General features: G+C 38.6%; 29 protein-coding genes and 1 riboswitch. Of the genes, 8 read left to right on the top strand and 21 right to left on the bottom strand.

Going from position 1 to position 26,285, the window contains the following annotated elements:
• Window positions 1-6: 6 nt before the first annotated feature.
• From hrcA to ACQQ2I_RS06420, 6 genes are all read right to left on the bottom strand, one after another.
• On the bottom strand, window positions 7-1,029 hold the full coding sequence (gene hrcA / locus ACQQ2I_RS06445) for a heat-inducible transcriptional repressor HrcA (RefSeq protein ID WP_431029737.1): 1,023 nt from the start codon (window positions 1,027-1,029) through the stop codon (window positions 7-9).
• 89 nt (window positions 1,030-1,118) lie between these two features.
• Complete coding sequence (gene hemW, locus ACQQ2I_RS06440) at window positions 1,119-2,264, bottom strand: radical SAM family heme chaperone HemW (protein WP_431029736.1); 1,146 nt, start codon at window positions 2,262-2,264, stop codon at window positions 1,119-1,121.
• Window positions 2,265-2,380: 116 nt separating this feature from the next.
• On the bottom strand, window positions 2,381-2,707 hold the full coding sequence (locus ACQQ2I_RS06435; RefSeq protein WP_431029735.1) for a geranylgeranyl pyrophosphate synthase: 327 nt from the start codon (window positions 2,705-2,707) through the stop codon (window positions 2,381-2,383).
• Between the two features lie 735 nt (window positions 2,708-3,442).
• Window positions 3,443-4,858 (bottom strand): MBL fold metallo-hydrolase, encoded by a 1,416-nt coding sequence (locus tag ACQQ2I_RS06430; RefSeq protein ID WP_431029734.1) that lies wholly within the window; start codon window positions 4,856-4,858, stop codon window positions 3,443-3,445.
• Window positions 4,859-4,871: 13 nt separating this feature from the next.
• Complete coding sequence (locus ACQQ2I_RS06425; RefSeq protein ID WP_431029733.1) at window positions 4,872-5,414, bottom strand: hypothetical protein; 543 nt, start codon at window positions 5,412-5,414, stop codon at window positions 4,872-4,874.
• A gap of 13 nt (window positions 5,415-5,427) precedes the next feature.
• The gene (locus ACQQ2I_RS06420; protein ID WP_431029732.1) at window positions 5,428-6,621 is read right to left on the bottom strand and encodes an NAD(P)/FAD-dependent oxidoreductase; all 1,194 of its coding nucleotides are present in this window, start codon (window positions 6,619-6,621) and stop codon (window positions 5,428-5,430) included.
• A gap of 299 nt (window positions 6,622-6,920) precedes the next feature.
• Between ACQQ2I_RS06420 and ACQQ2I_RS06415 the strand changes: the two genes are divergently transcribed.
• Both ACQQ2I_RS06415 and ACQQ2I_RS06410 read left to right on the top strand, forming a co-directional pair.
• Window positions 6,921-7,490, top strand: coding sequence for a sigma-70 family RNA polymerase sigma factor (locus ACQQ2I_RS06415; RefSeq protein ID WP_431029731.1), 570 nt, complete (start codon window positions 6,921-6,923; stop codon window positions 7,488-7,490).
• Window positions 7,487-8,503 carry a DUF4179 domain-containing protein gene (locus ACQQ2I_RS06410; RefSeq protein ID WP_431029730.1) on the top strand — a complete coding sequence of 339 codons (1,017 nt, stop codon included), beginning with the start codon at window positions 7,487-7,489 and terminating at the stop codon, window positions 8,501-8,503. The genes ACQQ2I_RS06415 and ACQQ2I_RS06410 overlap by 4 nt, the downstream gene beginning before the upstream one ends.
• Window positions 8,504-8,542: 39 nt before the next feature.
• Here ACQQ2I_RS06410 and ACQQ2I_RS06405 read toward each other — a convergent pair whose 3' ends face one another.
• The 6 genes from ACQQ2I_RS06405 to ACQQ2I_RS06380 all read right to left on the bottom strand — a co-directional run bounded on the left by ACQQ2I_RS06405 (window position 8,543) and on the right by ACQQ2I_RS06380 (window position 13,147).
• Complete coding sequence (locus ACQQ2I_RS06405; RefSeq protein WP_431030462.1) at window positions 8,543-9,259, bottom strand: SIR2 family NAD-dependent protein deacylase; 717 nt, start codon at window positions 9,257-9,259, stop codon at window positions 8,543-8,545.
• Between the two features lie 79 nt (window positions 9,260-9,338).
• A complete protein-coding gene (locus ACQQ2I_RS06400) occupies window positions 9,339-9,809 on the bottom strand; it encodes a GNAT family N-acetyltransferase (protein ID WP_431029729.1) in 471 nt (156 codons plus the stop codon).
• A gap of 156 nt (window positions 9,810-9,965) precedes the next feature.
• On the bottom strand, window positions 9,966-10,442 hold the full coding sequence (locus ACQQ2I_RS06395; protein WP_431029728.1) for a nucleoside 2-deoxyribosyltransferase: 477 nt from the start codon (window positions 10,440-10,442) through the stop codon (window positions 9,966-9,968).
• A gap of 640 nt (window positions 10,443-11,082) precedes the next feature.
• Window positions 11,083-12,345, bottom strand: coding sequence for a hypothetical protein (locus ACQQ2I_RS06390; RefSeq protein WP_431029727.1), 1,263 nt, complete (start codon window positions 12,343-12,345; stop codon window positions 11,083-11,085).
• Window positions 12,346-12,358: 13 nt separating this feature from the next.
• Window positions 12,359-12,508, bottom strand: coding sequence for a 50S ribosomal protein L33 (gene rpmG / locus ACQQ2I_RS06385; protein WP_129729751.1), 150 nt, complete (start codon window positions 12,506-12,508; stop codon window positions 12,359-12,361).
• A gap of 138 nt (window positions 12,509-12,646) precedes the next feature.
• A complete protein-coding gene (locus ACQQ2I_RS06380) occupies window positions 12,647-13,147 on the bottom strand; it encodes a DUF1648 domain-containing protein (protein ID WP_431029726.1) in 501 nt (166 codons plus the stop codon).
• Between the two features lie 87 nt (window positions 13,148-13,234).
• Here ACQQ2I_RS06380 and ACQQ2I_RS06375 point away from each other — a divergent pair, with 87 nt between their 5' ends.
• Window positions 13,235-13,885 carry a DedA family protein gene (locus tag ACQQ2I_RS06375; RefSeq protein ID WP_431029725.1) on the top strand — a complete coding sequence of 217 codons (651 nt, stop codon included), beginning with the start codon at window positions 13,235-13,237 and terminating at the stop codon, window positions 13,883-13,885.
• Window positions 13,886-13,919: 34 nt separating this feature from the next.
• Here the strand turns inward: ACQQ2I_RS06375 and ACQQ2I_RS06370 are convergent, their stop codons facing one another.
• The 3 genes from ACQQ2I_RS06370 to asnB form a co-directional block, all read right to left on the bottom strand.
• Entirely contained in the window at window positions 13,920-14,081 is a 162-nt protein-coding gene (locus ACQQ2I_RS06370) for a hypothetical protein (RefSeq protein WP_431029723.1), read from the bottom strand.
• A 150-nt stretch (window positions 14,082-14,231) separates the two neighbouring features.
• Window positions 14,232-15,188: a C39 family peptidase gene (locus ACQQ2I_RS06365; RefSeq protein WP_431029722.1), complete on the bottom strand. Its 957-nt coding sequence runs from the start codon at window positions 15,186-15,188 to the stop codon at window positions 14,232-14,234.
• On the bottom strand, window positions 15,157-17,067 hold the full coding sequence (gene asnB / locus ACQQ2I_RS06360; protein WP_431029721.1) for an asparagine synthase (glutamine-hydrolyzing): 1,911 nt from the start codon (window positions 17,065-17,067) through the stop codon (window positions 15,157-15,159). The genes ACQQ2I_RS06365 and asnB overlap by 32 nt, the downstream gene beginning before the upstream one ends.
• A 382-nt stretch (window positions 17,068-17,449) precedes the next feature.
• On the opposite strand from asnB, the gene ACQQ2I_RS06355 reads away from it, so the two are divergent.
• On the top strand, window positions 17,450-18,637 hold the full coding sequence (locus ACQQ2I_RS06355) for a PLP-dependent aminotransferase family protein (protein ID WP_431029720.1): 1,188 nt from the start codon (window positions 17,450-17,452) through the stop codon (window positions 18,635-18,637).
• Window positions 18,638-18,714: 77 nt separating this feature from the next.
• Here ACQQ2I_RS06355 and ACQQ2I_RS06350 read toward each other — a convergent pair whose 3' ends face one another.
• Complete coding sequence (locus ACQQ2I_RS06350) at window positions 18,715-19,638, bottom strand: nuclease-related domain-containing protein (RefSeq protein WP_431029719.1); 924 nt, start codon at window positions 19,636-19,638, stop codon at window positions 18,715-18,717.
• A 69-nt stretch (window positions 19,639-19,707) separates the two neighbouring features.
• Window positions 19,708-20,319 (bottom strand): FBP domain-containing protein, encoded by a 612-nt coding sequence (locus tag ACQQ2I_RS06345; protein WP_431029718.1) that lies wholly within the window; start codon window positions 20,317-20,319, stop codon window positions 19,708-19,710.
• A gap of 189 nt (window positions 20,320-20,508) precedes the next feature.
• A riboswitch (cobalamin riboswitch) is annotated at window positions 20,509-20,685 on the top strand.
• A 126-nt stretch (window positions 20,686-20,811) separates the two neighbouring features.
• Here ACQQ2I_RS06345 and ACQQ2I_RS06340 point away from each other — a divergent pair.
• From ACQQ2I_RS06340 to ACQQ2I_RS06325, 4 genes are read left to right on the top strand one after another with little or no spacing between them, the layout of a single operon-like run.
• Window positions 20,812-21,555: an energy-coupling factor ABC transporter permease gene (locus tag ACQQ2I_RS06340; RefSeq protein WP_431029717.1), complete on the top strand. Its 744-nt coding sequence runs from the start codon at window positions 20,812-20,814 to the stop codon at window positions 21,553-21,555.
• Between the two features lies 1 nt (window position 21,556).
• Window positions 21,557-21,841, top strand: a complete 285-nt coding sequence (locus tag ACQQ2I_RS06335; RefSeq protein WP_431029716.1) for an energy-coupling factor ABC transporter substrate-binding protein — start codon at window positions 21,557-21,559, stop codon at window positions 21,839-21,841.
• 3 nt (window positions 21,842-21,844) lie between these two features.
• Window positions 21,845-22,624 carry a cobalt ECF transporter T component CbiQ gene (cbiQ, locus tag ACQQ2I_RS06330; RefSeq protein WP_431029715.1) on the top strand — a complete coding sequence of 260 codons (780 nt, stop codon included), beginning with the start codon at window positions 21,845-21,847 and terminating at the stop codon, window positions 22,622-22,624.
• 12 nt (window positions 22,625-22,636) lie between these two features.
• Window positions 22,637-23,470 (top strand): energy-coupling factor ABC transporter ATP-binding protein, encoded by an 834-nt coding sequence (locus ACQQ2I_RS06325; RefSeq protein WP_431029714.1) that lies wholly within the window; start codon window positions 22,637-22,639, stop codon window positions 23,468-23,470.
• Window positions 23,471-23,569: 99 nt separating this feature from the next.
• Here ACQQ2I_RS06325 and panD read toward each other — a convergent pair whose 3' ends face one another.
• The 4 genes from panD to ACQQ2I_RS06305 all read right to left on the bottom strand — a co-directional run bounded on the left by panD (window position 23,570) and on the right by ACQQ2I_RS06305 (window position 26,215).
• Window positions 23,570-23,953: an aspartate 1-decarboxylase gene (gene panD, locus ACQQ2I_RS06320; protein WP_391366963.1), complete on the bottom strand. Its 384-nt coding sequence runs from the start codon at window positions 23,951-23,953 to the stop codon at window positions 23,570-23,572.
• 7 nt (window positions 23,954-23,960) lie between these two features.
• On the bottom strand, window positions 23,961-24,824 hold the full coding sequence (panC, locus tag ACQQ2I_RS06315) for a pantoate--beta-alanine ligase (RefSeq protein ID WP_431029713.1): 864 nt from the start codon (window positions 24,822-24,824) through the stop codon (window positions 23,961-23,963).
• Window positions 24,821-25,660 carry a 3-methyl-2-oxobutanoate hydroxymethyltransferase gene (gene panB / locus ACQQ2I_RS06310; protein WP_431029712.1) on the bottom strand — a complete coding sequence of 280 codons (840 nt, stop codon included), beginning with the start codon at window positions 25,658-25,660 and terminating at the stop codon, window positions 24,821-24,823. The genes panC and panB overlap by 4 nt, the downstream gene beginning before the upstream one ends.
• Window positions 25,661-25,978: 318 nt before the next feature.
• The gene (locus ACQQ2I_RS06305) at window positions 25,979-26,215 is read right to left on the bottom strand and encodes a glutaredoxin family protein (protein WP_431029711.1); all 237 of its coding nucleotides are present in this window, start codon (window positions 26,213-26,215) and stop codon (window positions 25,979-25,981) included.
• Window positions 26,216-26,285: the final 70 nt, after the last annotated feature.

Raw genomic sequence — 26,285 nt, 5'->3', positions numbered from 1 at the left:
TTATAGTCAGTCACTCCGCTGGGATAGGGCATTCGATAATCCTCGGCGCATCAAATCAATAATCGTGACAACACGTTGATAATCCATCCGTGTCGGACCGATAATCGCAATAGACCCGCTCTCTTCTCCAACTCCAAATGATGCTGTAATCACACTACAGTTTTCCATTGCTAAATGGTTATTTTCCGAACCAATGCGAATTTGAATACTCGCATCTTTTGACTTAAATAAGTTTTGGATTTGACTTTCCTTATCCATTAAATCCATCAACATGCGGACCTTATTTAAATCATGAAACTCTGGTTGGTTGAGCATATTTGTCTTACCAGCGTAGTAAATCTTACCCTCTTTTTGACCACCTGTTACTTGTATTAAAGATTGGATGACAGCATCTGCTGCCTGTATATGTTGTTTTAATACAAAGAGTGCTTCGACTTCTAACTTTAGATGAAGGTTTTGAAGTGAAACACCGATTAAACGGTCATTTAATATATTTACCATCTTTTCAATATCTGAAAGGCTAAACCCCGTTGGTAAAGTAAATACACGATTTTCCACATGTCCATTGTCCGTCACGATAATAGCAACTGCCGTTTGATCTGTTAATGGAACAATTTGAAACTTTTTCACCTTATGTCGTTGTACATCTGGACCAAGTAAAATCGTTGTATAAGTCGTTAATTCTGATAGAATACTCGCCGACTCTTTAATCACTTGCTCTGCTTCAATCATACGTCGCTGAAAAACAGATTGAATTTGAATGACTTCTTCAGCTGACATCACTTGTGGTTGCAATAAATGATCCACATAAAAGCGATAGCCTTTCTCAGAAGGGACCCGACCGGAGGAAGTATGTGTTTTTTCTAAAAAACCTAACTCCTCTAAATCTGCCATCTCATTCCGAATCGTTGCGGGACTAAATGTAATCCAATCCTTTTTAGAAATTTGGCGAGACCCAACAGGTTGGGCAGACGTCACGAAATCATCAACGATTACTTGTAAAATTTGTAATTGCCGATTTGTTAACATGCTCATCACCTCTGTTAGCACTCATTTACCTCGAGTGCTAATACTAATAATAAATTAACAAATCCCCGTTTTTCTGTCAACGGAATCGCTCAATCTTCTAATAAAAATTGTTGAAACACTTCATTACCGACAAATCGACCTTTTCGCGTCAACCGAATACCTAGTTCATCGCTTTCTAGTAGACCTTCATCCACTAGCTTCTCCATTACTTTACGATATGTAGCCGCAATAGTTTCATTAAATTTCTTTTCAAATACTTCTGCTACTACTCCTTCTGTTTTTCGAAGCCCTAAAAACATTTGCTCTTCTTTTCTTTCCGTCATCGTTACCGTATGTTCATGGATGATTGGACGACGACCAGCTTCTACCGCTTCTATATATTTTTTGATGGGACCACAGTTTGAATAGCGCACACCTTCAACATACCCATGTGCTCCTGCGCCAAAACCTGCGTATTCATCATTATCCCAGTAAATCTTATTATGAACAGACGCAAATCCCGGTTTAGCAAAGTTACTAATTTCGTATTGCTGTAAGCCGTGTGCTTCCATTTCTTTCATGAGGATATCATACATATCCGCTTCTATATCTTCTGTTGGTAAAGCTAACCTTCCTTTTGCATATTGAATATAGAAAATCGTTTTCGGCTCAACGATTAATGAATAAGCAGAGTAATGTGGTAAGTCCAGCTGTAACGCGAAACGAAGGCTGTCCTTCCACTGCTCCATTGTTTGATGTGGCAAACCATACATTAAGTCGATGCTAATATTTTCGAAACCAACTTTCTTTGCTAATGCAATCGTCTCATATACATGCTCATTCGAGTGGGTACGGCCAATTTTTTCGAGCAGCCCTTGGTCAAACGATTGCACCCCCATACTAAGTCGGTTCACACCACCGTTAAACAATGCCTGTAATTTATCCTCTGACAATTCATCTGGGTTAGCTTCCGAACTAAACTCGGTCACATTGTCCATTGGAATATATGCACGGATCAATTCCATTAATCGAGCAATTTGTGTCGCCGACAGAGCAGTTGGTGTACCCCCACCTAGAAAAATCGTTTCAATGTTTTCAAACGCTTGCGGCTTCTCACGTACCGTCATAGCCATTTCTTGACCTAACGCTTCTATATATTGGTCTACTGGCTGGTTTTTAAAGTAGACTTTATTAAAATCGCAATAATTACAAATTTGATGACAAAAAGGGATATGAATATATACTCCTCGCACCACGCAATCACTTCCCTTCTTTTTACTTTGTACCTTTTCATTGTACCTATTCATCACAAAAATACAATTTTGACGAATAAAAAAACCGTATTCGTACGAATACGAACACGGAATAAAATTTAAGCCGTAAAAATAGGTTGCTCTTTATTTAATAACATCACTAAATCAAATGCATTTAATTGTGGCAATTTAGATGAAAATTGAATTGCTTCATCTGTAGATTGGAATGGAAATGCTTCTAATTCTTTTGTTACTTCATATTTACTATCAACTAATTGCAATAAATATAAACGTACAGTCGGGCAGCAAGTTTTTGTGTAATCTAAATTTTCACCTGCTACTAAAATCCCTACATCCTCCGAGTTTGGACTAATAATTGTATCTAGAGTATTTAATCCATCCAATTCAAACCAATCTGGTAAATTGATTTCGATTTGCTTTGTCATTAAATCATCTCCCTATAAAAATTGTGGTAGGAACAAATAATAATAGTGCTATAAAAAACATCACAAAAGCGATGATGTTACTAAGTTGATGAACTCATTGCTAGCGTCACTAGATACATATCCAAAATCCATAAACTACATTTAAGTATGTATGAAACTATCGTAACCTGTAAATCTATAAGCACTATGTTTGTTTAAATTAATATTACTATCAACTCTCTTTTCTCACAAGCATATATTTAATAATTTTCAAACCAATGTAATCATTTTTAATATAAAATTTTCTCATATAGTAAAAAATACCTTACAAATAAATTTCGAACAATTAGTTATTTACTCCATTTGTGTGATGATAAAATGTCCTTTTTCTATTATTTATAATCTTTAATTTATAAAAATAGAATGATTATAATTATTAACTAAATACACAAAGCATGAATATACTAACTTTTAAATTTATTATTTCTTATTTTTTCACTATATTATCAATTACATCATTATTTAACAGAATACCACATGATTTTTACTATAACTGGTAAAAATACTATTATTGCACAATAGATGTGGTGATAAATGTTTTTTTGCCATTACGATTAAAGTAATACCGTTTCCGCTGAGCTAGGATACGAAATGTGAGAGCTAAACAAATTTTAATTTTAAGCTACACAAGAACGAGCCGTTGGAGACAGCTACGGCTGGTCCATCGACTCGTTAGACTCGGTATTTTTACTCGTTTTAATTATTTACTACAATGCTTTCCTGCACTTCTTTTCGCCACTTACTATAGCCACCTGACATATTTACGATATTATGGTAGCCTTTTGCTTTTAAAACACTTACTGCAATGGCTGAACGAGCGCCAGCCTGACATTGTATAATGAGCTTTTTATTTGGGAGTTCCTTTAATCGATTTTTGATCGTGCCAAGCATAATGTGTTGCGCTCCTTCAATATGTCCTTCATTAAACTCAACTAAATTACGTACATCGATTAGCGCAACACCGTCCTGTTCCATCATGGTTTTGGCTTCTAAAGGTGATACATTTTCGTAGGAATCTAGGGAGCTAGCCTGTGATAACATTGCATCGACATCTGCATATCCTACTACTTGGTCAATACCTATCGAGCGTAAGTCAATTAAAATTTCCTCCATATGAGCAGGTGTAGTTAATACATATAATAGCTTCTCATAATCTACAATCCAACCAGCCCAATTTGTGAATGCCTTATTAAATGGAATATTGATTGTTCCCTTCACATGTCCTTTTGAAAATGCATCGGTACTACGCGTATCCACTATTTGATGACCTTCATTGATTAATTGTTCGATCATTGTGACATCATTAATAAATTGCAACTCTGGTAGGTTTTTAATGAGCTCAATTCCGACCTTATTCACGGATTTCATCACTGCGAAATAATACGGCGGTTCTGGCTGTCCATCTAATAATGATTGTACAAATTCCTCTTCTGTATCAAATTTCATCGCCCAGTTGAATTGCTTTTCATAACCTACAGTAGAAGATGGAACCGCTCCTAATGCCTTTCCACAAGCACTTCCAGCTCCGTGAGCAGGCCACAGTTGTAAATAATCCGGTAATTCCTTAAAGCGCTGCACGGATTTAAACATCGCCTTTGCACCAGCATCCGCTGTCCCTACCATACCCGCTGCCTTTTCAAGTAAGTCTGGACGGCCAATATCACCCGCAAAAACAAAGTCACCTGTAAAAATACCAATTGGCTTATCGGCTGCCGCTCCGTCTGTTAATAAAAAGGAGATTGATTCCGGTGTATGTCCTGGTGTATGCATGACTTCAAATGTGAGACGTCCTAGTTCAAACTGATCGCCATCTTTCAATAACTGATGTGGGATATTTTCTAAGTTTTGATATTGCCAGTCCTCTCCACCTTCATCTGAAACATACATTGTAGCACCAAAACGGTGTGCTAATTCTCTTGAACCCGTCACAAAATCCGCATGAATATGTGTCTCTAAAGCACCTATAATGCTCATATTTTCTTTTTCTGCCACTTCAATATATGGCTCAATATTACGCATTGGATCAACAATAAAAGCTTGCCCCTTTTGTTGGCATCCTACCATATAAGATGCGTGTGCTAATTTTTCATCATAAAAATAACGTAATAACATACTAATATCCCCCTTAGCTTTTGTTTTTACTTAATATCGTTAAAGTCGCTTGTACGTACTTTAATGATTGTTGAACAGTCGGATCTTTTAACCATTTATACATCATCAATAGTGTAATCGGTTCTTTATTTGACTCTGCCTCTTGTTGAATGGCTTGTGTGAGTGATAGCCCGGCTTGTCCCTTTTCAACAATCGGTTTTGTATATTCCTTTATACTTTCTGTGACATTCGCTAATGTCGTTTCATCTCCTAAAATGGACATCACAAATGCCACAACATTTTCGAGTTGCTCCAGCATTTGGTTTAGGCGCGGCAGCTTTTCTAACAGCCCTATTAATGCTTCAATTGTCTCCATATTCAGGTTGTATGTTTGAAGCATTTGGTCGTATTGCTGTAAACCTTGCTTGTCGGAAAATACAGCCTGCCCGAAGTTAGTCAACTGTCCAAGGAATTCCAATTGTTGTTGGTAAATAGGTAAGTTTTGTAGAAAAGAAGTAATCGCTTCTTGGACCTCTGGTTGCTCTAATTGATGCTGAACAGGTGTTTTAATCATCATTATTTACCCCTTTCTACATTGTGCCTTTTAACATGCCATTCCAGTACATAATTGGCAGTAAATCTTTTTTTAAGATATACATACTTGTACGTTCCATTCCTTGGTCAATAGGTAACGATTCAACAGGCTCCTTCGAATAATCGAATTCTGCTAAAATCAACTTATTATAGCCAGTAACAATCGGACAGGATGTATAGCCATCGTACATACTCTTTGGTAGCTGGTTTCGCATACATGCCAGTATGTTTTCTACAACAACGGGGGCTTGCTTACGAATAGCAGCTCCTGTTTTAGAGGTCGGTAAATTCGCGTTATCCCCTAAACCGAAAACGTTTTCATATTTTTTATGCTGAAGTGTATGAATATCGACTTCTAACCAGCCTGTTCCATCTGCTAATGGACTTTTCGCTACAAATTTAGGTGGGCTCATATACGGTGTGACATGAATCATGTCATAATGGACTTCCTCTTTTTCACCTGTATTCAAATCTTCAAAAATAGCCATTTTTTCATCTGCTTTAATTTCAATTAAGTTATAGCAAAAGCGGGCGTCAATGTTTTTGCGCTCTATTACTTTTTCCAATGCACTACGATATTTTGCTACATCGAAGATTGCTGGATTAGCAGAGCCAAAAATAATATCAATATTGTGCCGAACGCCTGATTTGTTAAAATAATCATCTGCTAAGTACATAATTTTTTGGGGTGCGCCACCACATTTTACTGGTGATGCGGGATGGGTAAATAATGCTGTGCCTGATTTGAAATTCCGAATGGTTTCCCATGTGTAGTCTACATGCTGATAAGAATAATTACTGCATACATTTTTTGTACCTAGCGCCTCTTCTAAGCCTTTAATCGCTCCCCAATTGATCTCCAATCCTGCTGAAACGACTAAATACTCGTAGCTCACAAAGGAACCGTCAGCCAATTGAATTTGATTCGTATCAGGGTAAAAATGGGTGACCCCCTGCTGTATCCAAGTAGCACCTTGAGGAATAAGTGAGGCCATTTCTCGCTCAGATTGCTCCTTTTTACTCGCTCCACCACCAACTAGCGTCCATAAAGGTTGGTAATAATGCTTCGTAGCAGGATCGACAATCGCCACTTCACCAGCTAAACTATGCATCTTTCTCAATAGTCGTGATGCTACAGTAATTCCCCCTGATCCTCCACCTACAATGACAATCTTGAAAGAATTATCCACACGCCCACCTTCTTTCGAATTTGTATTGTGAAACTCTACACTTTCTATTCTACAAATTTCCTAATATTAAAAAAATAGGGGTTTACCCCTATTAAATTCAGATATTTTAAAATATTAAGTTAATTAAGTTTCATCACCAACAGTTATGGATAAAATTCCGAAAAAATTATTACAATGAGCCCATTTCTACCGAACACAACTACCAACCTAGGTTAAAATAAAAAAGTTGCGAATAATTAATCGCTCACTTCGTTGTAGTTAATGAAAAAGCTTTTTCAATACATGAAGGAGAAAAACATATGACCGTTACGAATCGTAATTTTATTAAACGTTTACAGAAGAAAAAAGAAGATGCTTTAGAATATATCATCGATGAATACATGCCATTAGTGAAGGCCATCGCCCTGAGAGTTTTACAACCATTAGGAAAGCAGGATGCCGTGGATGATTGTATTAACGATGTGTTTTTAGAAGTTTGGAAAAATAGTCATCAATTTAGTGGTGATGCAGCTGATTTTAAGAAATGGCTCGGGATGATTACAAAATATAAAGCGATTGATTATTATCGTATTTATGAAAAACAACGAGCGCGGGAGCAGCAAGTCGAGGAGTTTGAAGAAACGAGCTCTTCACACGTCAGCATACAGGCTACGTTATTAGAACGAGAGCGAAGAAATGAGCTATTGTTTGAATTAAGTAAACTAGATGAACTCGACCGAGATATTTTTATACTGAAATATTATTTAGAAATGCAAAATAGTGATATTGGACAAGCGCTCAATTTAAGTAAATCTGCTGTGGATAATCGACTATACCGCGGAAAACAAAAGCTGGCCAAAAACTTAAAGCTAAAGGAGGTTCTCGTATGAGTGACTTAAAAAAATTAGTGGATCTAAATATCGATGCTATCGAACTAGTAGAAGTAAGTGACTTGGAGAAACAACGTGTGAAACAGCATGTCCTTGGTAAAAAGAAAAAGGCAAACTGGTTTAAATACGTAGCTGCTGCTGCAACATTGACAGGCGTTGTGACCGCTACAACGATGTTTACAGCACCATCCATTGCCTCGCAAATCCCGTTTATAAAAGGCGTTATGCAATATTTTGCCGAAGAGGAAACATTCAATCCTCATTTCGGTGCTGTTGCAACAGATGTGACACAAATTCAATCGAGTAACGGCGTAACCGTAATGATTGAGGATGCCGTTTTCGATGGAACAGCTATCACGATTGCTTATGCCATTGAAACAGAAAAACAGCTCGGGAACAATCCAAACGCGAAAAGCTTCTTCGATGTACAAGAAGTGACTGGTGCAGGAGGTTCCGACTATATGAAAAAAATAAGCGACACAACCTATATCGGTACAGCAAAAATAGTACCTCACTTTAAAGAAGAAATGCCTCAAACACTTGAAGTAATATGGGAGCCAACCGCTTTTACCGACTATGAAACCAATCAAACGGTTAAAGGAGATTGGTCATTCCATTTCACGATTCAGGCATTGGAAAATAATAAAGTCATCGTGAATGAAATCGTAACAAATGACGATATATCAGTTACGCTCACTTCCTATGAAACAAATGATTACTCAACTGTTTTCCATGTACAACAAATTGTAAGTGATGCAGTGTTAGAAAAATGGCAGCATGTCACAACTGATTTCGTCCGCATTACAGATGATTTAGGTAATGAATATTATCCAAATAACAATGGTGGTGCCAGCTACGATGCACTGAAGACATATGAATGGAGCAGCTCTATTCAAGCAATTGATGAAAAGGCGAGCACGTTAACATTAGTACCTGCTGTTTATTATTCAGCTGGCAATGGGCCGATTGCGATGAAAGAAGAACTTGAACCGATTCACATTACACTAAAGTAAACTATAAAGCGTGAGGTTACTTTTCCTCACGCTTTCATTTTATCCTTTTAACGCTGCATCAATTTGCTGTAATGTTTCCTTTGCAGAGCCTTCAAATAATAAATCAAAATCACGTTCAAAGCCATGTACTTCTCGGTTAATATACACAAGCTTGCCGCGCGTCATACTCGGAAGCTGATTAACAGGATATACTTGCAGGCTTGTACCAATGACGATGACGAGGTCTGCCGCTTTAATGGCGTGTAGCGCACTCTTCCACGCATCTTCTGGTAACATTTCACCGAATAATACGATACCTGGTCGAAGCTTGCCCCAGCATACAGTACATGTTTCTTGATCAAAAAAAGCTTGTGCGTTTGCTTCGTGTCCACATTTGTGACAACGTACAGCATGAATACTACCGTGTAGTTCATCTACATAGGTATTACCTGCTGCTTTATGAAAGCCGTCGACGTTTTGTGTCGCAACACGTGCAATGATCCCGCGCTTCTCCCAATCTGCTAAAATGTGATGTCCTTCGTGAGGCTCACACCCTTGCAATGCTTCAAAGCGTGCGCAATAAAATGCGTGAAATAAATCATAATCATGCTCAAGTGCTTGTATATTAGCAACCGTTGATGGGTCGATATTCCGCCACCAGCCTGACTTCGAGCGAAAATCCGGTACCCCACTTTCTGTTGACATCCCCGCACCTGTTAACACAACGATTTTAGTCGATTGTCGTAACCAATCTGCTAGTTGATTGACTTTATCCATCATTTCCACCCCCGTACCCTCTATTATAAAAGATGAACAGGCAAGTATCATGATGTTTTACTTCATCTTTTTATTCATTTCAAATAACTAACGGCTTTTCAAATAAGGCGATCGTTAACTGTATATTCTCTCGTTCCATTATTTCCTCGCTACACTGTTTATAGCCTACATTTTTATATAAATCCATATTCCGCTGGACATTTGCTCGCACTTTGCATTGGATGAATGAAATATTATGACGTACCGCCTCTTCTTCTAGTGCTATTAATAATTTCTTAGCACAGCCTTTGGATTGGTGGCTACGCTTTACAGATAAGCGAAAGAAATAGTAGTAATCATCATGCATTGTATAACGTACCATTCCAATCGGTTCCTCATCATCCAATAAAATAAGCGATTGTTCTCCCTTTTCCATCGCTGCTTTTATTGTCTGTAGCGTTTCTTGTAAAGCACTTGATGGCAATACATCATTTGTATACTCTGAAAAAGCATCTTGCATTAATGACCATATTACTTCTACATCTTCTACTGTCCCCTTGCGCACGAACATACTCTATCACCCCTCTGGATTTTAACTAATTGTATTATTATTCAAATAAATATTCAACGAAACTTTATAACCGGAATAATATCAACATAAATACGAATAAATATTCAACTAAATATATAATAAAAGCAACTGTGCACAAAACAGTTGCTTTTATCTTTATACTAACTTCTTCATCTCTTCTACTACTTCTTCCACCGTGCTAACAATTACACCCGTACGTTTCACTAAGCCGATGACAAATAAATTGCGGTAAATAAATTGATTTTCAATACCATCTGCAATGAGCGCCTCGATTTTTTTATGATTATCGCGGCCTTGTTGGCGCACATCCGAAAATAAGGCAATAATCGGACGGTTTAATGTAGAGAACACACCGATTTCTGCCGCTACACCTGAATCGATTTCTACCCCGTCTATTACCGCAATCAATACATCACTCGCTTGTAAGCTCTGTAAATCCGCCTCTGCAATTGCTAAGCTATCCGCATAGGCAGATTTATCATTAATCGCATCATTTTCTTGCGGTACATATAAATCAATTCCCTCTACTGCCTTTCTAATTTCTGCTGCAATGTATTGATTGACATAACGATCCCCAATCGAAAATAATCCATTTGCTAAATATGCTTTCATCTATCTCTCTCCTTATTACTTCTCTTGTACAAGAGTACCAAAAGTCATTACTTTCGAAAACACAAAAATCGGTAGCTTTTCACTACCGATTGGATCATTTCTTTTTTTACTTGTAATGAGTAAAAATGAACTCTAAAAAATACCAGTCAAATAGTAAAAGGTATATATCGTAGCCTCCGCGCTTTGCCACAGCCTACACAGGAGCTAAAACAGGCGCGGCCTGTTTGGATCTCCTGTTACGGCTCCTGTGGCGATGGCGCGCTACGGCAAAAGTGAATACTTCTCAATGTGCTAGAAAAATATTTCTCTTATTTAAAAGACATCATTTTCTTTCAGTTGCCATGTATAATGGCCTAGCCTTTACTTTCATCAATGGGGTTCTTGCATTATTTTTGAGCAACCGATTATTGTATGGAACAATAGTTGCTTGTAGCGGAGGCACGAGAGTGTAGCTGACGGCATGCGCCTTTCGCTACAGAGCAAAGCTTCCTACGGGAAAAGCGAGACAATCAAGACCCCGCAGGAGCGAAGCATGAGCGACGAGGAGGCTTGATCTCGCCCGTGGAAAGCGAGTGCCGGAGCGGAAAGCAACGGTTACTCAAATGGTAATATATGTTCGTTGATTTGCTCGTTATGAGTTTTAATAAGCTGTTACCGATAAAACACTTGTAGGTTCCACATCTAACGCGGCTACTTGGTGTACGTGATCGCCGTGCACTTGTAAGATGGCATTCGCCATTGGTACAACAACTAGTACTTCGTTGTTCATTAATGCTAATGTTACTTTCACTTCATCTAAGTTAAATGGTTGTAACGCATCAATTTCTTCCACAATTTCAGCTTTCGCTAAATCAATTTTATATATCATCCCATTTTCAGCCTGTACATAGCCGATATTATGTGCAGCGACTAAAAATGCCGATCCATAGGCAGCTGGCAGCTCGACTAATGTAAAATCATTTGTTTCACTATTGATTACGCCAACTTTTGTCGATGGATTTTCGCCTTCTTTATAGTTTGTTAAATAGTAAGAACTGTCCGCATGCTGCTTGATTGTACTTACGCGGGCTTCTGCATGAGGTAGTGCAATCGATGCCGTTTGTTTAGATGCTACATCGTACGCAACGACATTGCCAATACAGCCAAAAGCTAGTTTTTCTGTCGTATCTGCCCCTGTATACACTGTTCCATGCAGACCGTTACATGCATCGGTAATCGTTGCTACATCATGACCGTGACTGTCTACGATTTTCACACCGCCTGGTAATTTTGCTCCTTCTTCCGTTTGATAAGAAACAGCAAGGGTCCCATCAGATAAAGGCACCGCTACACCATGATGAGCGCTCCCTTGATACGTATATGCTGGAATCGGTTCTTCTATAGTAGATAAGCTTGCTGCATCGTACACTTCCACTAATCCACTATCATCATGGAATACAGCTGTTTGATCATTAAAGCTTACTACATGGGCTGCATTTTTTGCTTCGATTTCATACGAGGCTAAAACAGGGGCTTCTTCATAAGGATGCGCATGATCACCGTGGTCTTCGTCCCATATACCGATATCGAGTAATGTGTATGAATCATTATTAGCTGTATCCTTTACAAATACATGACGCATATCACTCCCTAATGCTAAAGATGAAGGACCGATATTGTAACGCTCGATTTCTTCAAATGCACTATTCATCACAATAAAACCGTCCGCATAACTGACAAGTAGACGAGTGCCATTCATTTCTTCCTGTTCATGCGAAGTCTCTTCATGCTCGTGCTCATGTTGTTCTTGAGCAGTTGTTTCTTCTTCCTTTACTTCTTCCTCTGCTTGGTCTGTATTACAAGCTGCTAATAACAATGCACAGGCAGCTGACATTGGTAATAATCGACGTTTCCAGTTACTCATTATTTCATGCCCCCTATTTTGTTTCTCGATGTAACGTCACACGCTTTAATCGTGGGCAATACTTTTTCAGCTCGATACGCTCTGGGTTATTTCGCTTATTTTTTGTTGTTATGTAGTTACGATCGCCACACTCCGTACATGCTAATGTAATGTTTACTCTCAAATTACACACTCCTTAAATAGTAATAGTTACGTTTTATATAGTAACGTGGTGTTTACGCTTTGTCAACACAAATCGTAATCATTACTTTTAAAACACATAAAAAAACACAGTACGGATTTGTACTGTGTTACAATCCTGCTATTTTATTTTTGACATACGCACCATACCACGAATAATCACAATTGCTAATACCATAAAAAATATAACCATCCCTAAAATACCTAGTCCATCTGCTTCACCAAGAGCAACTAATATGGAACGAATCACGATATAAGCAAACATCACCGTACATACATTTTTCGTTAAATTGACAATCTTACGGCTTTCTATATAAAATTGCGGTGCATTTTCTTCGGTAAGACGGGCTGGATAGTTATGAGCATGTGGCTTTCGCTCTACAATTCCCATGAAAAGGTGTAATACAATTGCAATCGCTGGTAATATTAATAAGGAAAACTTTGAGCCCCATGCATCGGCTTCTCCAGCCCCATTAAAATGCGTTGGTACTGTGCCGGGTAAAGCATTCCAATTGAAAATAATAAATAAAATCATTGCTAAAATACTCGCAAGACCAATAATGTTTGCGAATTTTTCAATTCCTGTTTTCTCAATATGTAATTTCGGTCTTTCTGGCAACATCTCTTCTCCCCTTAAGTGAGTTTTATTTGTAATTCCTTCCACCTCTCTCTATAATAAGACGTAATTTATAGTAAATGAGGTTTTTACATGTCATTTGCAGAAGTCATTGAATTTTTACGTATGATTGATACGGAATTGTATTACTATATAAAAAAATTTGGCGTCTATATTTATCTTCTATTATTTGCAGTCGTCTTTACGAAAACCGCATTCATTGTACTTACATTTTTACCCGGCGATTCACTCGTATTTGCGAGCGGAACGGTAGCCGCAATCGGTAAATTAGATGTGCTTACATTGTTTCTTGTATACTTTGTTGCCACAACACTAGCCGATAGTCACAACTATTTAATCGGTAAACTTCTTGGTAATATAGCGCAAGAAAAATTAAATCTTTTTCACTTTATCCCTGAAAACGCGATTACACGTGCAAAAGTATTTATAGAAGACTATGATCGGATAGCTTTAACTTTCAGTCGCTTTGTACCACTAATGCGTACGATGACACCATTTATCTCTGGTTACACAAAATATCCGTATGCAAAGTTTATACGTTTTAATATGATGGGTGCCTTCTTATGGACATGTGTTTGGCTGTTTGCTGGCTATGCACTCGGAAATATCCAATGGGTTGCTGATAATTTAATGTTTACGCTATTGCTTATTTCTGCATTCGTACTAGTTCCTACTATTTATGCATACTTCAAACAAATGCTTCATAATCGCAAGCTCGTTTAATGGGGCTGTAGGCGCCACCTTAGAGAAGGGGCGCTTATTTTTGTGTGATATCTAGTCGCTCTACAATTTCATTTATTTTCATAATCATCTCTTGATTGCCGTAATTACGTGCAATAAAAATTTCGACAAGCAATGCTTTTGCCTCTTCCTCTGTTAACTCATGAAATGTTGCTGTAATTTGTTGTGGTAATAACACACTATATTCCTCCCTTGCTATGCATTGTTATTGTATCATTAGAAAGACACATATCGAACAAAATAGGTCGATATGATGTTCTTTCTTATGCGGAGAACCATAAAACTTATACTTTCTTATCCGCTAAAAAAGCTACGCAACTGCGTAGCTTTAATAGAGAACAACAGCCTGCTCACCAAGTGCTCTATAGCTTGCGAAAAACTGTTGTTTATTTAATTTTACGATGCCTTTTAACGGGTCCATTACTTCGACTTCATGCTCGCCAACACCTACAAGAACAACCGCATGTAAGTTTACGTACATATCATGGAATGTGTTTGTCCCCGTGATGATCCAGCCGCCTTTTGTACGCGGCTCCGATAAGTCAAGCGTTACCCAACTAATAACAGGAATGCCCAGCTTTACATACATTTCAATGTCTTCCTCTGTACTACCGCTAATATTATGAGCGATCAAATTCATATCAAACTTCGAAATATAATCTTGTGCTGCCTTTACAATCGGATTTGCAAATGCATACGTCCCCTGCTGCTCGCTTGGATTGCCCGCATACGAAACATCTGGATTAGGACCATACTTCACACCATTTTCTGTCTTGAACGGTTGCTTCGGTAAATAGTTGTTCGCCATTGTCATTTTGTCGACATCGGCACCGTAATAGTTTAAAACCGCCGTCAGCGATGTAATTTCACATCCGTGTGGTAATTGTGGATTTTGCTTCACTACAGGTACAGCTAGCGCTTGCTGATGATTTACTGCATTCGTCTCCACAACAACATATGGATTGGACGAATCAAAGACAATGGATTTCTCACTGATGAATGCCTTGTCATCCATATAATCCGTTGCCCCAATCCGAACGGAATACATTTCGTCTGATTGCAAGTCTCCAAATACCGCTTCACCGTCATAGCTTACTTCCGCACCAATACGGTTGCCCGTTGCATCATATAACTCCACTAATACATCACTAACAGCCGCACCGCTATAATACTCAACGGGTAATACAACCATTTTAGCCGAACTGCTGACGGGCGACGGCTCTTCCCCACAGGCAATTAATAAAATACTCGAACTAATTATGAGTGGTAGACGCCACTTCATCATGGCTCGTTCCTTTCACTGTAGTCCACTTATTATCTTCGATGAAGAAGCATTTATACCACACTAAAAATACGTAGGCTGTCCAAATATAACGTGCATAGTTTTTGTCGCCTGCATAGTGTGCATCTAAGTATGCTACAAGCTTGTCTGTATCAAAGAACTCTTTTGCATACTCAGCTGTAAATGCCTCTTTTACTAAGTTATAATAGCGCTCTTCACGGAACCAGTGGCGAATTGGCACAGGGAAACCAAGCTTTTTACGTTTCGCCCATTCTTCAGGTAATTCCTCTAATGCTGCTTGACGAAGTGCATATTTTGTATCGATGTCGTTTACACGGTGCTCAGTTGGAATTTTTTTCGCCATTTCCATAACCTCTTTATCAAGGAATGGTACACGAAGCTCAATCGAGTGCGCCATACTCATCTTATCGGCTTTCAATAAAATATCGCCTGGTAACCATAAACTTAAATCTAAATATTGCATTTTTGTCACATCATCTTCGTTTGGCACGTCCGCATACACACGCTTTGTAATATCGTGTACAGATGGACCTTTTTTATAGTCTGGTTTTAATACATCTAACGCGTCTTGCTCATCCCACACGACCGCTTCTCCGATGAAACGTTCTTCAATCGTTTGTGCACCTTTTTTCAAGAAGTTTGTATACGCATTTTTCGGTAATGCCCCCGCAATCCCTGCAATTGCTTTACGTAAGCCTAATGGAATTTGCTCATATTTTTGCATTTTCGCAGATGGCTTATACCACTCGTAACCACCAAAGATTTCGTCAGCCCCCTCACCAGATAGCACGACTGTTACATCTTTCCGTGCTAATTCAGATAGGAAGTACAACGGTACAGACGATGGGTTAGACTGTGGCTCATCCATATGCCACTGAATTTTTGGTAGTGCTTCAAAACATTCTTCTGATGATACATATTTACGCTCATTTTGAATGCCTAAAATATCCGATAACTCTTTCGCATGATGTGTTTCATTGAACATTGCTTCATAGTCCGAGAAACCAACTGAAAAGCTCTTATCTGGTTTAAGCAATGCAGCAATATACGATGAATCAATACCACCAGATAAAAACGAACCAACTTTTACGTCTGAAATTTGGTGCGCTTTTACGGATTCAGCTACTGTTTCACGAATATTCGCGATTGTTTCTTCTATTGAACCTTTCGATGCATTGTATTTTTTATCCCAATACTTTGTAATTTGTTGGATTTTACGATCTTTAATGACCATAAAGTGACCTGGTGGCAACTTGTAAACACCTTTAAAGAAGGTCTCATCCATCGCTGAGTATTGGAATGTTAAATACGGACGTAACGCATCTTTATTTAATTCTTTTATAAAGGATGGGTGCGGTAAAAATGATTTAATCTCCGAACCGAAAATGATCGTTTCATCTGTCGTATTTTGCGTATAGTACAACGGCTTAATACCAAAGCCATCACGTCCGATAAATTGTAGGTCATTCTTTTGATCCCAAATACAAAATGCGAACATCCCACGCAGTTTATGTACAAGCTCAAAACCGTATTCTGCGTAGCCATGTAGTAACACTTCACTATCTGAATTTGTTTTGAAGTGATATCCCTTCGCTTCTAGCTCTTTCCGGATGGACATAAAGTTATAAATTTCACCGTTAAACACTAAAACGATGTTGCCATCTTCACTGTAAAGTGGCTGATTGGCTACGTCCGATAAGTCAAGAATACTTAAACGACGGAAACCTAATGTTACTTTGTCATCAGCGTGAATCCCACCACTATCAGGACCGCGGTGAATAATTGTATTCATCATATTTTCGATGACTTGTTTATGATTAATGGGATGTGTACCATTTATATAGCCGATAAAACCACACATATATTAAAATTTCTCCTTTTATCTATAGCCCAGCACATATGCCTTTGCTATTCGTTGTTCCAATATCTTGTCGATTACTAATAGAATATATCACAAAACCGCTTAAAACCCAACCAAACACAAGTAGTTCCAATGTTTCAAGTTCACCTAAAAATGGAACATATACTATTAAATAAGGATGTATTCTTTTTTATGCTTTTTATTGCTGTAAAGCTTTACAAATCTGCCACCTTAAGCATAAAACCGCTTTTTGCTCGGACGCTTCAATAAATCTTGCCTTTTAACAGTTTTATTTGTTGGAATTATCTGATATTATCGAGTAATACTGAAGCAACTAAGGGGTTCCCCCGAAATATACTAGAAAGAAAAGGAACGATACGTTATGCAGTACTCTAATAAAATTTTAAATACACCATCGTCATTCATTCGTAACATCTTAAAGGTCACAGGTGAAACGGATGTCATTTCATTTGCTGGTGGTTTACCGAACCCTATTTCATTTCCGACTGACAAGTTAAAAGAAGCCATTAACCGCTCTATTGATGAACATGGCACAAAACTTTTCCAATATTCTACAACACAAGGTTACTTACCTTTACGTGAATATATCGCAGCGAAATACAAGAAAAACTACGGTCTTGATATTGCACCTGATGAAATCCTCATTACAACAGGTTCACAACAAGCTTTAGAGATTATCGGTAAAGTGTTATTAAATAAAGGTGACGGTGTCATTATGGAAGCACCAGGTTATTTAGGTGCCATTCAAGCATTTACATTAGCGGAGCCTACCTTCTATTCTGTTACTCTAGAAGAAGATGGGTTAAATGTAGAAGAGCTTGAGAAGCAATTACAAAATCCAAACGTCAAATTCATCTACACGGTACCGAATTTCCAAAACCCAACAGGCATTACGTATTCTCGCGAGAAGCGTGAAGCGATTTATGAATTAGTGAAAAAGTATGATGTAGCCTTCATTGAGGATGATCCGTATGGAGAGTTACGTTTCCGTGGCGAAACATTACCTTATATCGGCGGTGGTCGCTTAGAGAATTCTATATTACTAGGTTCGTTTTCTAAAACGGTCACACCTGGTATGCGCCTCGGCTGGATTGTGACGAAAAATAAAGAACTGATGGGACATATCGAAACAGCAAAACAAGCAACAGACTTACACACAAATATTTTTTCTCAATATGTCATTCATGATTATCTAGCTAACAATGAGTATCAAGAGCATGTAGATAAAATTATTAACCTATACCGCGAGCAATCTGATGCAATGCTAGCTGCAATCGAGAAATACTTCCCACCGACAGTGAGCTATACAAAACCAGAAGGCGGTATGTTCATTTGGGTAACCCTTGAAGAAGGCGTATCTGCACTTGAATTGTTTGAAAAAGCAATGGAAGAAAAAATAGCGTTCGTTCCAGGAGATCCGTTCTATACAAACCCTGAAAATATCAATACATTACGTTTAAATTATACGAATTCAACGCCTGAAGTCATTGAAGAAGGCATTAAGCGCTTAGGAAAGATTCTTCATCAATATTCTAAAGTGAATAGCTAATGAAATAATCCCTGCTTCTTGTGTGGAAGCAGGGATTTTAGATTTACCCGCGAAAAGTATAGCTTTACCCGCGATTTTCACCTATTTACCCGCGAATTCAATTTTTCTAAACAAATTCTATACTTTCGATCTTTATATGTTCCTGTAAAATCAAATGCTAAGTTTTTTAAAAGCCTTCTCGCGGCATCTTCAGAAGAAATATGAAAAAACCTCCGTAACTCCTGATTAGATATCCATTCCGAAATCAAATACCGGTAATCCGCTAACCCTACATAAAAGTCCTCTAGCCCACTTTGATTACATCTTAAACAAATAAATTTACCATGCTGAAACTTCATTCCCTTTGTACACTTGGAACACAGTACACCAGGCATAACACGTGAAACTTCTATTTGCACCGTTTCCTTACGAACTTGATGCTTCTTTGCAAGCGATAGCGCAAACTGTTCGAGATGAACTGGATTCAACTTTTCAGGACACTGTGCTAGCAATTTTCGGACAAATGTTTCCAATCCACTCAGTTTAAATACAGGCTCGCCAAGGGGTATACGACCGATAATTGTCCGAGGATGGGCAAATACAACCGCGTAAAAAATAGGCAAACGAGCATCGATTAAATGATCTATATATCGTACATGGCGCTTTACTTGATCGATCGGATTTCGAAAACTTTCTATCGTGCCATCTTCCCATTCACGTAAAAACTGTGATTTCTCTTCTTCAAACGTAATACGTCCACTGATGTTTTTAATCTCTACAATTAATATAAATCGACTGCAAATAAATACAGTATCGATTTGATGCTGACTGATGCAATAATTATGAAGTAAATAATATGGCTCCTTCAGTTGAAAATCATGCCACATCCGGTCGACATACTGCTCACCTACTAGACCCGATTCTGCCCGATATAGTAAATCACGAAGCTCCATTAGACCACGCCGAACGCCTGCTTGTAATGTACTTATTTTAAATGATTCATCCCGTTCAATTAAAATCAAGACAACCACCTCATTGCGAGCGTAGCACAAAATAAAACAGGCATCACTACTTTCATCGAAAATAAAAATTTAGCGCATTTTCGATCTTACGGTTTCCATAAAGCTTTGCAACTTTTCTGCTGAATCAATATTTCGTTCACAGCTCATTGTATCGGCACAAATATACTGACTATATGTTTTATACGTCCCCTCAATGTCGCCCTTTTCCTTTGTGGTGAAAAGGGATACATCCTTGTGTTGCTGACAGAGGGCGCAAATCCCTTGCCTTTTTTCCATAGAAAGGACGCCTTTCACACCTACTAATTTGCCTTCTTGTTCATACACAAAATAACGTGAACGTGTTGTTGTATCATCCCATGAAACAAATGTTACAAGTGGGTCTGTTACTTTTGGTGGCTTTACTTTTTTATCTTTTTTCCATAGACGCTTCACTACTTGCTCAGATACGTCAGGAAATGGCTCTACGTTTAATTTAACAAACGTCATAAATGGCTCTAGCTGTGGGCGCTCTTTTACGACTAACACATCATCGATAATAAAGCGAGGTACATCCGCTTCTGTTAATGTTGTATCAATTACACCACGTACGGCATTTAATACGCTTTCATCCTTTGTTGTTGCGATACTATTTAATAATTTCATTGTTTGCTTTTCAACTAAATGCATTTGAAATACGTTCATGTTCATCCCTCCTCCCTCATTTTACTATGTTTTTGGGGTAGAGGCGAAACAATACTTAGCTTGTATTTTAATATTTCTTTAAATAGCTTTTCCTATTTCAGAATATGTAATTCTAGTACATATTTCTCTTAGTAGCCGAAAAAGAACTAGAAAAAAGTTTTCAAAACTGTTAGACTATTTTTCAATGACGACAACTGAATGATTTTTGGTGCTATATGTAGCTTAAAAGGGAAATCGGTGAAAGGCCGATGCTGTCCCGCAACTGTAATTTCGGAGTGACTCACAAAACAGCCACTGTTTTTAAACGGGAAGGTGTGAGAAGCGTTGATGATAAGCCAGGAGACCTGCCAAAAATTAAACGCCATTCAACCTACGAGGATAGGTACGAATAGAAGCAACGCTTGTTTGCTTTTTTCATCGTGCACTTTTCTCCTATAAAGTGTATTTTTTTATGCACTTTTTCGTCATAAAATAACAAAAGGAGAATGAAACATGAAAAACCTATTTACTAAATTGCTTTATTTCGGCATCGTTCTACTATTTATTCCGAAACAAGCCTATGCCATGCATATTATGGAGGGGTATTTACCGATTGCTTGGGCGATTTTCTGGTTCGCTATCAGCTTGCCTTTCTTAATTCTTGGTTTACGTTCGATTCAAAAAGTTGTTAAAGAACATCCAGATAGTAAAATGCTACTTGCTTTATCTGGGGCATTTACTTTCGTTTTATCGGCATTAAAAATTCCATCTGTTACCGGAAGCTGTTCACATCCAACAGGAGTAGGACTTGGTTCTATTTTATTTGGACCACTTGTAATGAGTGTCATGGGTACAATCGTTTTATTATTCCAATCATTGCTACTTGCACATGGTGGACTTACAACACTTGGTGCTAATATTTTTTCAATGGCAGTCGTTGGACCATTTATCGCCTACGGTGTTTACAAGGGCGCGACAAAGCTTGGTCTATCTTTCTCCATTGCAGTATTTTTAGCAGCAACGCTAGGCGATCTTGGTACATATGTGATGACATCGATTCAATTAGCATTAGCTTTCCCTGCTGAGGTTGGTGGCTTTGTCGCTTCTTTCCAAAAATTTGGCGGCATTTTTGCTTTAACTCAAGTTCCTTTAGCTATTAGTGAAGGCTTACTGACAGTAATTGTCATGAATTTCTTACAAAAATACAATGTGCGTGAATTAACAAGCTTACGTATTTTACAACCGAAGGAGAATTAAGATGCTAAAGAAAAATCTATTATTATTAGCGATTGTCGTTGCATTAGCAATTTTCCCGATTATTTTCCTACAAGATGCTGAATTTGGTGGGGCTGACGGGGAAGCAGAAGAAGCGATTACAGAAATTGCAACAGATTATGAGCCTTGGTTTAATGCAATTTGGGAGCCACCAAGTGGAGAAATTGAAAGCTTATTATTCGTATTACAAGCAGCAATCGGAGCTGCGATTATCGGCTACTTTGTTGGGTTTATGCGCGGTCGTGCGAATCCTTCAAAAAACGACTAATCCATGATAGCGATTGACCAATACGCCTATATTAACCGACTTTCTCATGTACCCGCAGCACAAAAAGCATTATTAGCCATTGGAGCATTATTGACTGTGACAATCACGAGGGATATTGCCATTGCTTGCTGGACAATTGCGGTAATGAGTGTTCTTATTGTAGGCATGGCTCGTATTCCCGTTAGTGTTTATAGTAAATTACTAATCGCACCACTCGGTTTTAGTGTGACAGGTGTCATAGCGATTGTCCTATCATTTTCTACTGCGCCTGCTATGCCAGTTGATGTAATTTGGTACCATTCTATTGGCAACTGGAATATTTTTATAATGGCGTCCGATGTAAAACGTGCCATTACGATTTTATTTACCGCATCCGGTGCGATTACAAGTTTGTATTTTTTAATTCTCACAACGCCCGTCTATGAGTTAAGCCAGTTGCTACAAAAACTCCATGTGCCAGCTATTTTAATAGAACTCATCGAATTAACCTATCGTTTCATTTTTTTATTTTTAAGCTGTGCACAGCAACTTTACACAGCGCAACAGGCACGCTTAGGCTATACGGGTATAAAAGTTAGTTTTCGTTCGCTGAGTTCTTTAATTGTGGCGATGCTACATTCACTTCTTGTACGAAATGAGCAGCTCACACTAGCAATGCATGCACGTACGATCGATTGCTTTATTGTACCTATGACATTTTGTGAGCATAAGCAGTGGAACAAGCAAATGTTATGGATACTCGTGCTCTATGGCAGTAGTATCATCGGCATCATGTGTCTATAAGGAGGATTTTAAATGAACGACACTTATTTTACGTTACAACATGTAGATTATTGCTATCCAGATGGGACAAAAGCGTTGGATGATTTGTCACTTACTATTCCGATGAACCGGAAAATTGCGATTTTAGGGGAAAATGGCTCAGGGAAATCAACGCTCTTTCAACTACTAATGGGGCTCATCAAGCCGACAAGTGGCACGATTTCCTTTCAGGGTACGCCACTACAATACAAAAAAGCAGACTTAAAAAATTTACGCCAACAAGTAGGACTCCTGTTCCAAGATGCGAACAATCAGTTATTTGCCGCTACTGTCAAACAGGATGTTTTATTTGGTCCGTTAAATCTTGGCTGGGATGCTCCATATATTGAAGAGCAAGTGAATAAAGCGCTTGCCTTAACGGAGCTAACACCACTAGCTCACCGACCGATTCATTTTTTAAGTGGTGGACAAAAAAAGCGCGTCACGATTGCCGGTGTCTATGCGATGAATCCAAAAGTCTTTATTTTAGACGAGCCAACAAGTAGTCTCGACTACTATTTCTCTACACAACTAATGGAGTATTTGGCGCAATTAAATGAAGACAATCGTACCTTCCTTTATGCTACGCATCAAATTAATTTTATCTATGGCTGGGCGGATTATTATATTGTGCTACATAAAGGGAAAGTTTTATACGAAGGCGATGCACAAGGGCTCTTTACAAATCGTGGTTTACTAGAACAAACGCATATTGAAACGCCTTGGATTGTCGAGTTAACAGAAACGTTAAAGCAATCTGGGAAAATCCCATCAGACACACCCCTTCCGCAAACAAAGGAACAGCTCTTTGCATTGATGGAATTGTAATGCAAGGAGTGAAACAGTCGCGAGAACACGATTCTCGGGCTGTTTTTTTCATTTAAAAAGGAGCCACCCTACTTAATAGGATAGCTCCTCATTATATGTTTACATTACTGTTGCTTCTGGTTCGTAGTTAATCATTTCTTTAATGCGATTGTTTTCATCCATAATCGCTACTTTTGGTACGTGGTTTTTCGCTTCTTCTGCATCCATAAGCACATAGGAAATGATGATGACAATATCACCAGGCTGAACCATACGCGCAGCCGCACCGTTTAGGCATACAACACCTGATCCGCGCTCGCCTTTAATGACGTATGTTTCAAGACGGGCACCGTTATTGTTGTTGACGATCGCTACTTTTTCATTTGCTTCAATCCCAACAGCATCCATAATATCTTCATCAATTGTAATAGAACCTACATAATTTAAATCCGCTTGTGTAACAGTGGCACGGTGGATTTTGCCGTTCATCATTGTTTTAAACATTTGTTCACTACTCCTTTAAGCTAAACATTAAATTATCGATTAGACGTGTTTTGCCAATATATACAGCTACTGCTAAAAGCACATCTGTCGTTTGGCCATCAATCGGCGTTAAATCCGGATACGCTAAACATTCCAAGTAATCGATTGTACCGCCCGTTTCACGCTCAATATGATCACGCGCTGCCATCATCGCAATGCCCATTGGCTTCCCTGATAAAATCGCATCTTTCGCAAACTTTAAACCGCTATATAAACCAACTGCTTGCTTACGTTGCTCTTCCGTTAAATAAACATTACGGCTTGATTTTGCTAAACCATCTTCTTCTCGCACAATCGGTACAGAACGAATTTCTAACGGGAAGTTGTAATCACGTACCATTGTCGAAATAATCGCTAACTGTTGTGCATCTTTTTGACCAAAATACGCACGATTCGGCTCTGCTAAATGGAATAGCTTTGCAACAACTTGCAATACACCGTCAAAATGTCCTGGACGGCTTGCACCGCATAAAATCTCTGCTTGACGACCTGCACGAATATAAATACCACCATCTGTTGGGTACATTTCTTCTACTGAAGGCGCAAAGATCACATCTACCCCTACCGACTCAGCAAGTTGCGTATCGCGCGGTAAATCACGCGGGTACGATTCAAAATCTTCGTTTGGCCCAAATTGTGTTGGGTTAACGAAAATACTCATAATGACAAGATCATTTTCTTCGCGGGCATGTGTAGCTAGTGTTAAATGCCCTTCATGCAAGTACCCCATTGTCGGTACTAAGCCTATTGTTTTACCTGCTTGCTTTGTTTCACGTACAATCTCTTTTAACTCCGCAATTGTAGTCACAATTTTTGTAGCTGTTGCGATCATTTTGTTACGCCTCCATATAAAGCATCAAGCTCTTCTTCTTTCATCGTAAAGCTTTGCTGTAAGCTTGGGAACACGCCTGCTTTTACCGCTTTTGTATAGCCTTCAATTCCTTTTGCCACTTCCTCGCCAACATGTGCAAAGCCATGGACAAACTTCGGAATATGATGCTTACCGTATAGCAATAAGTCGTGGAATACAAGCACTTGACCATCCGCTTGCGGCCCTGCCCCAATACCGATTGTTGGAATCGTTAATTTTTCTGAAACGATCGCTGTTAATTGATGTGGAATACATTCTAACACAACTGCACAAGCACCTGCTTGCTCTGCAAGTAATGCATCTTGAATTAATTTTTCGGCTTGCTCTTTTGTTTTGCCTTGTACTTTATAACCACCAAGTACCCCTGCTGATTGTGGCAATAAACCGAGATGAGCTACGACTGGAATACCAGCATTTGTTAGCTTTTTAATCACATCGATGACCTCGTCGCCACCTTCTACTTTTAATGCGTCCCCACCTGTTGCTTGCATCATACGCACCGCTGTTTTTAACGTCTCATTGACATCACCATGATAAGAACCAAATGGCATATCGACGACGATAAACGTATCTTTTGCACCACGACGAACAGCTTTACTATGGTGAATCATATCCTCTACTGTTACCGGCATCGTAGAGTCATAGCCAAGTACAACCATCCCTAATGAATCACCGACTAAAATCATATCGACACCGGCATCTTCTGAGAACTTTGCAGCTGGGTAATCGTATGCTGTAATCATGACAATTTTTTCCCCTTGCTGCTTCATTTTTAAGAAATCGCTTGTTGTTTTCATTTGCTCCTCCTTCAGTGCTCCGAAGAAAACAAAAAGCCCTCTCATCCAAAAATGGACAGAAGGATCGCGTGATTGTTTACTGTAACGCTTCGTTTTCTTCCGTCCCTGTCTAAAAAGATCAAGGCAGACTATTTAAATTTTTTTACTTACAGGTACAGTTCGTATGTGATACTGTCCACTACTAATATAACAATTTTACATATAGACGTACAGTTTTATTAACAAATTCTGACCATACTTTTTTTGAAAATTTTTCACTATAGCGCTAAAAAATGGACAATCCCGCTTACTTTTTAAGAAACGCAATTGTCCATTTTATTATCTGCCTAAAATTTGCAGCACACGGTTCGGGTCAAAGCCAAGCACCCATTCACCATTTACGTTCGTTTGTGGAACGCCCATTTGTCCCGTCGTTTGAACAAGCTTCGTTGCAGCGATTGGATCCTTTTGCACATCCACATTTTTATAGGGAATCCCTTGTGCGTCTAAAAAGTTTTTCATCATGTCACAATACGGACATGTCGTTGTAGAATAAACTGTTACTTGTGGTGTCATGTTATATCCCCCTTCTATATACCCTGTACGGTATTTATAATATACCACCATGGGTATATTAACGCAATAG

It is taken from the genome of Lysinibacillus sp. LZ02, assembly GCF_050613145.1.
Classification (GTDB): domain Bacteria; phylum Bacillota; class Bacilli; order Bacillales_A; family Planococcaceae; genus Lysinibacillus_B.
This window is presented reverse-complemented; position numbering and strand designations above follow the sequence as displayed.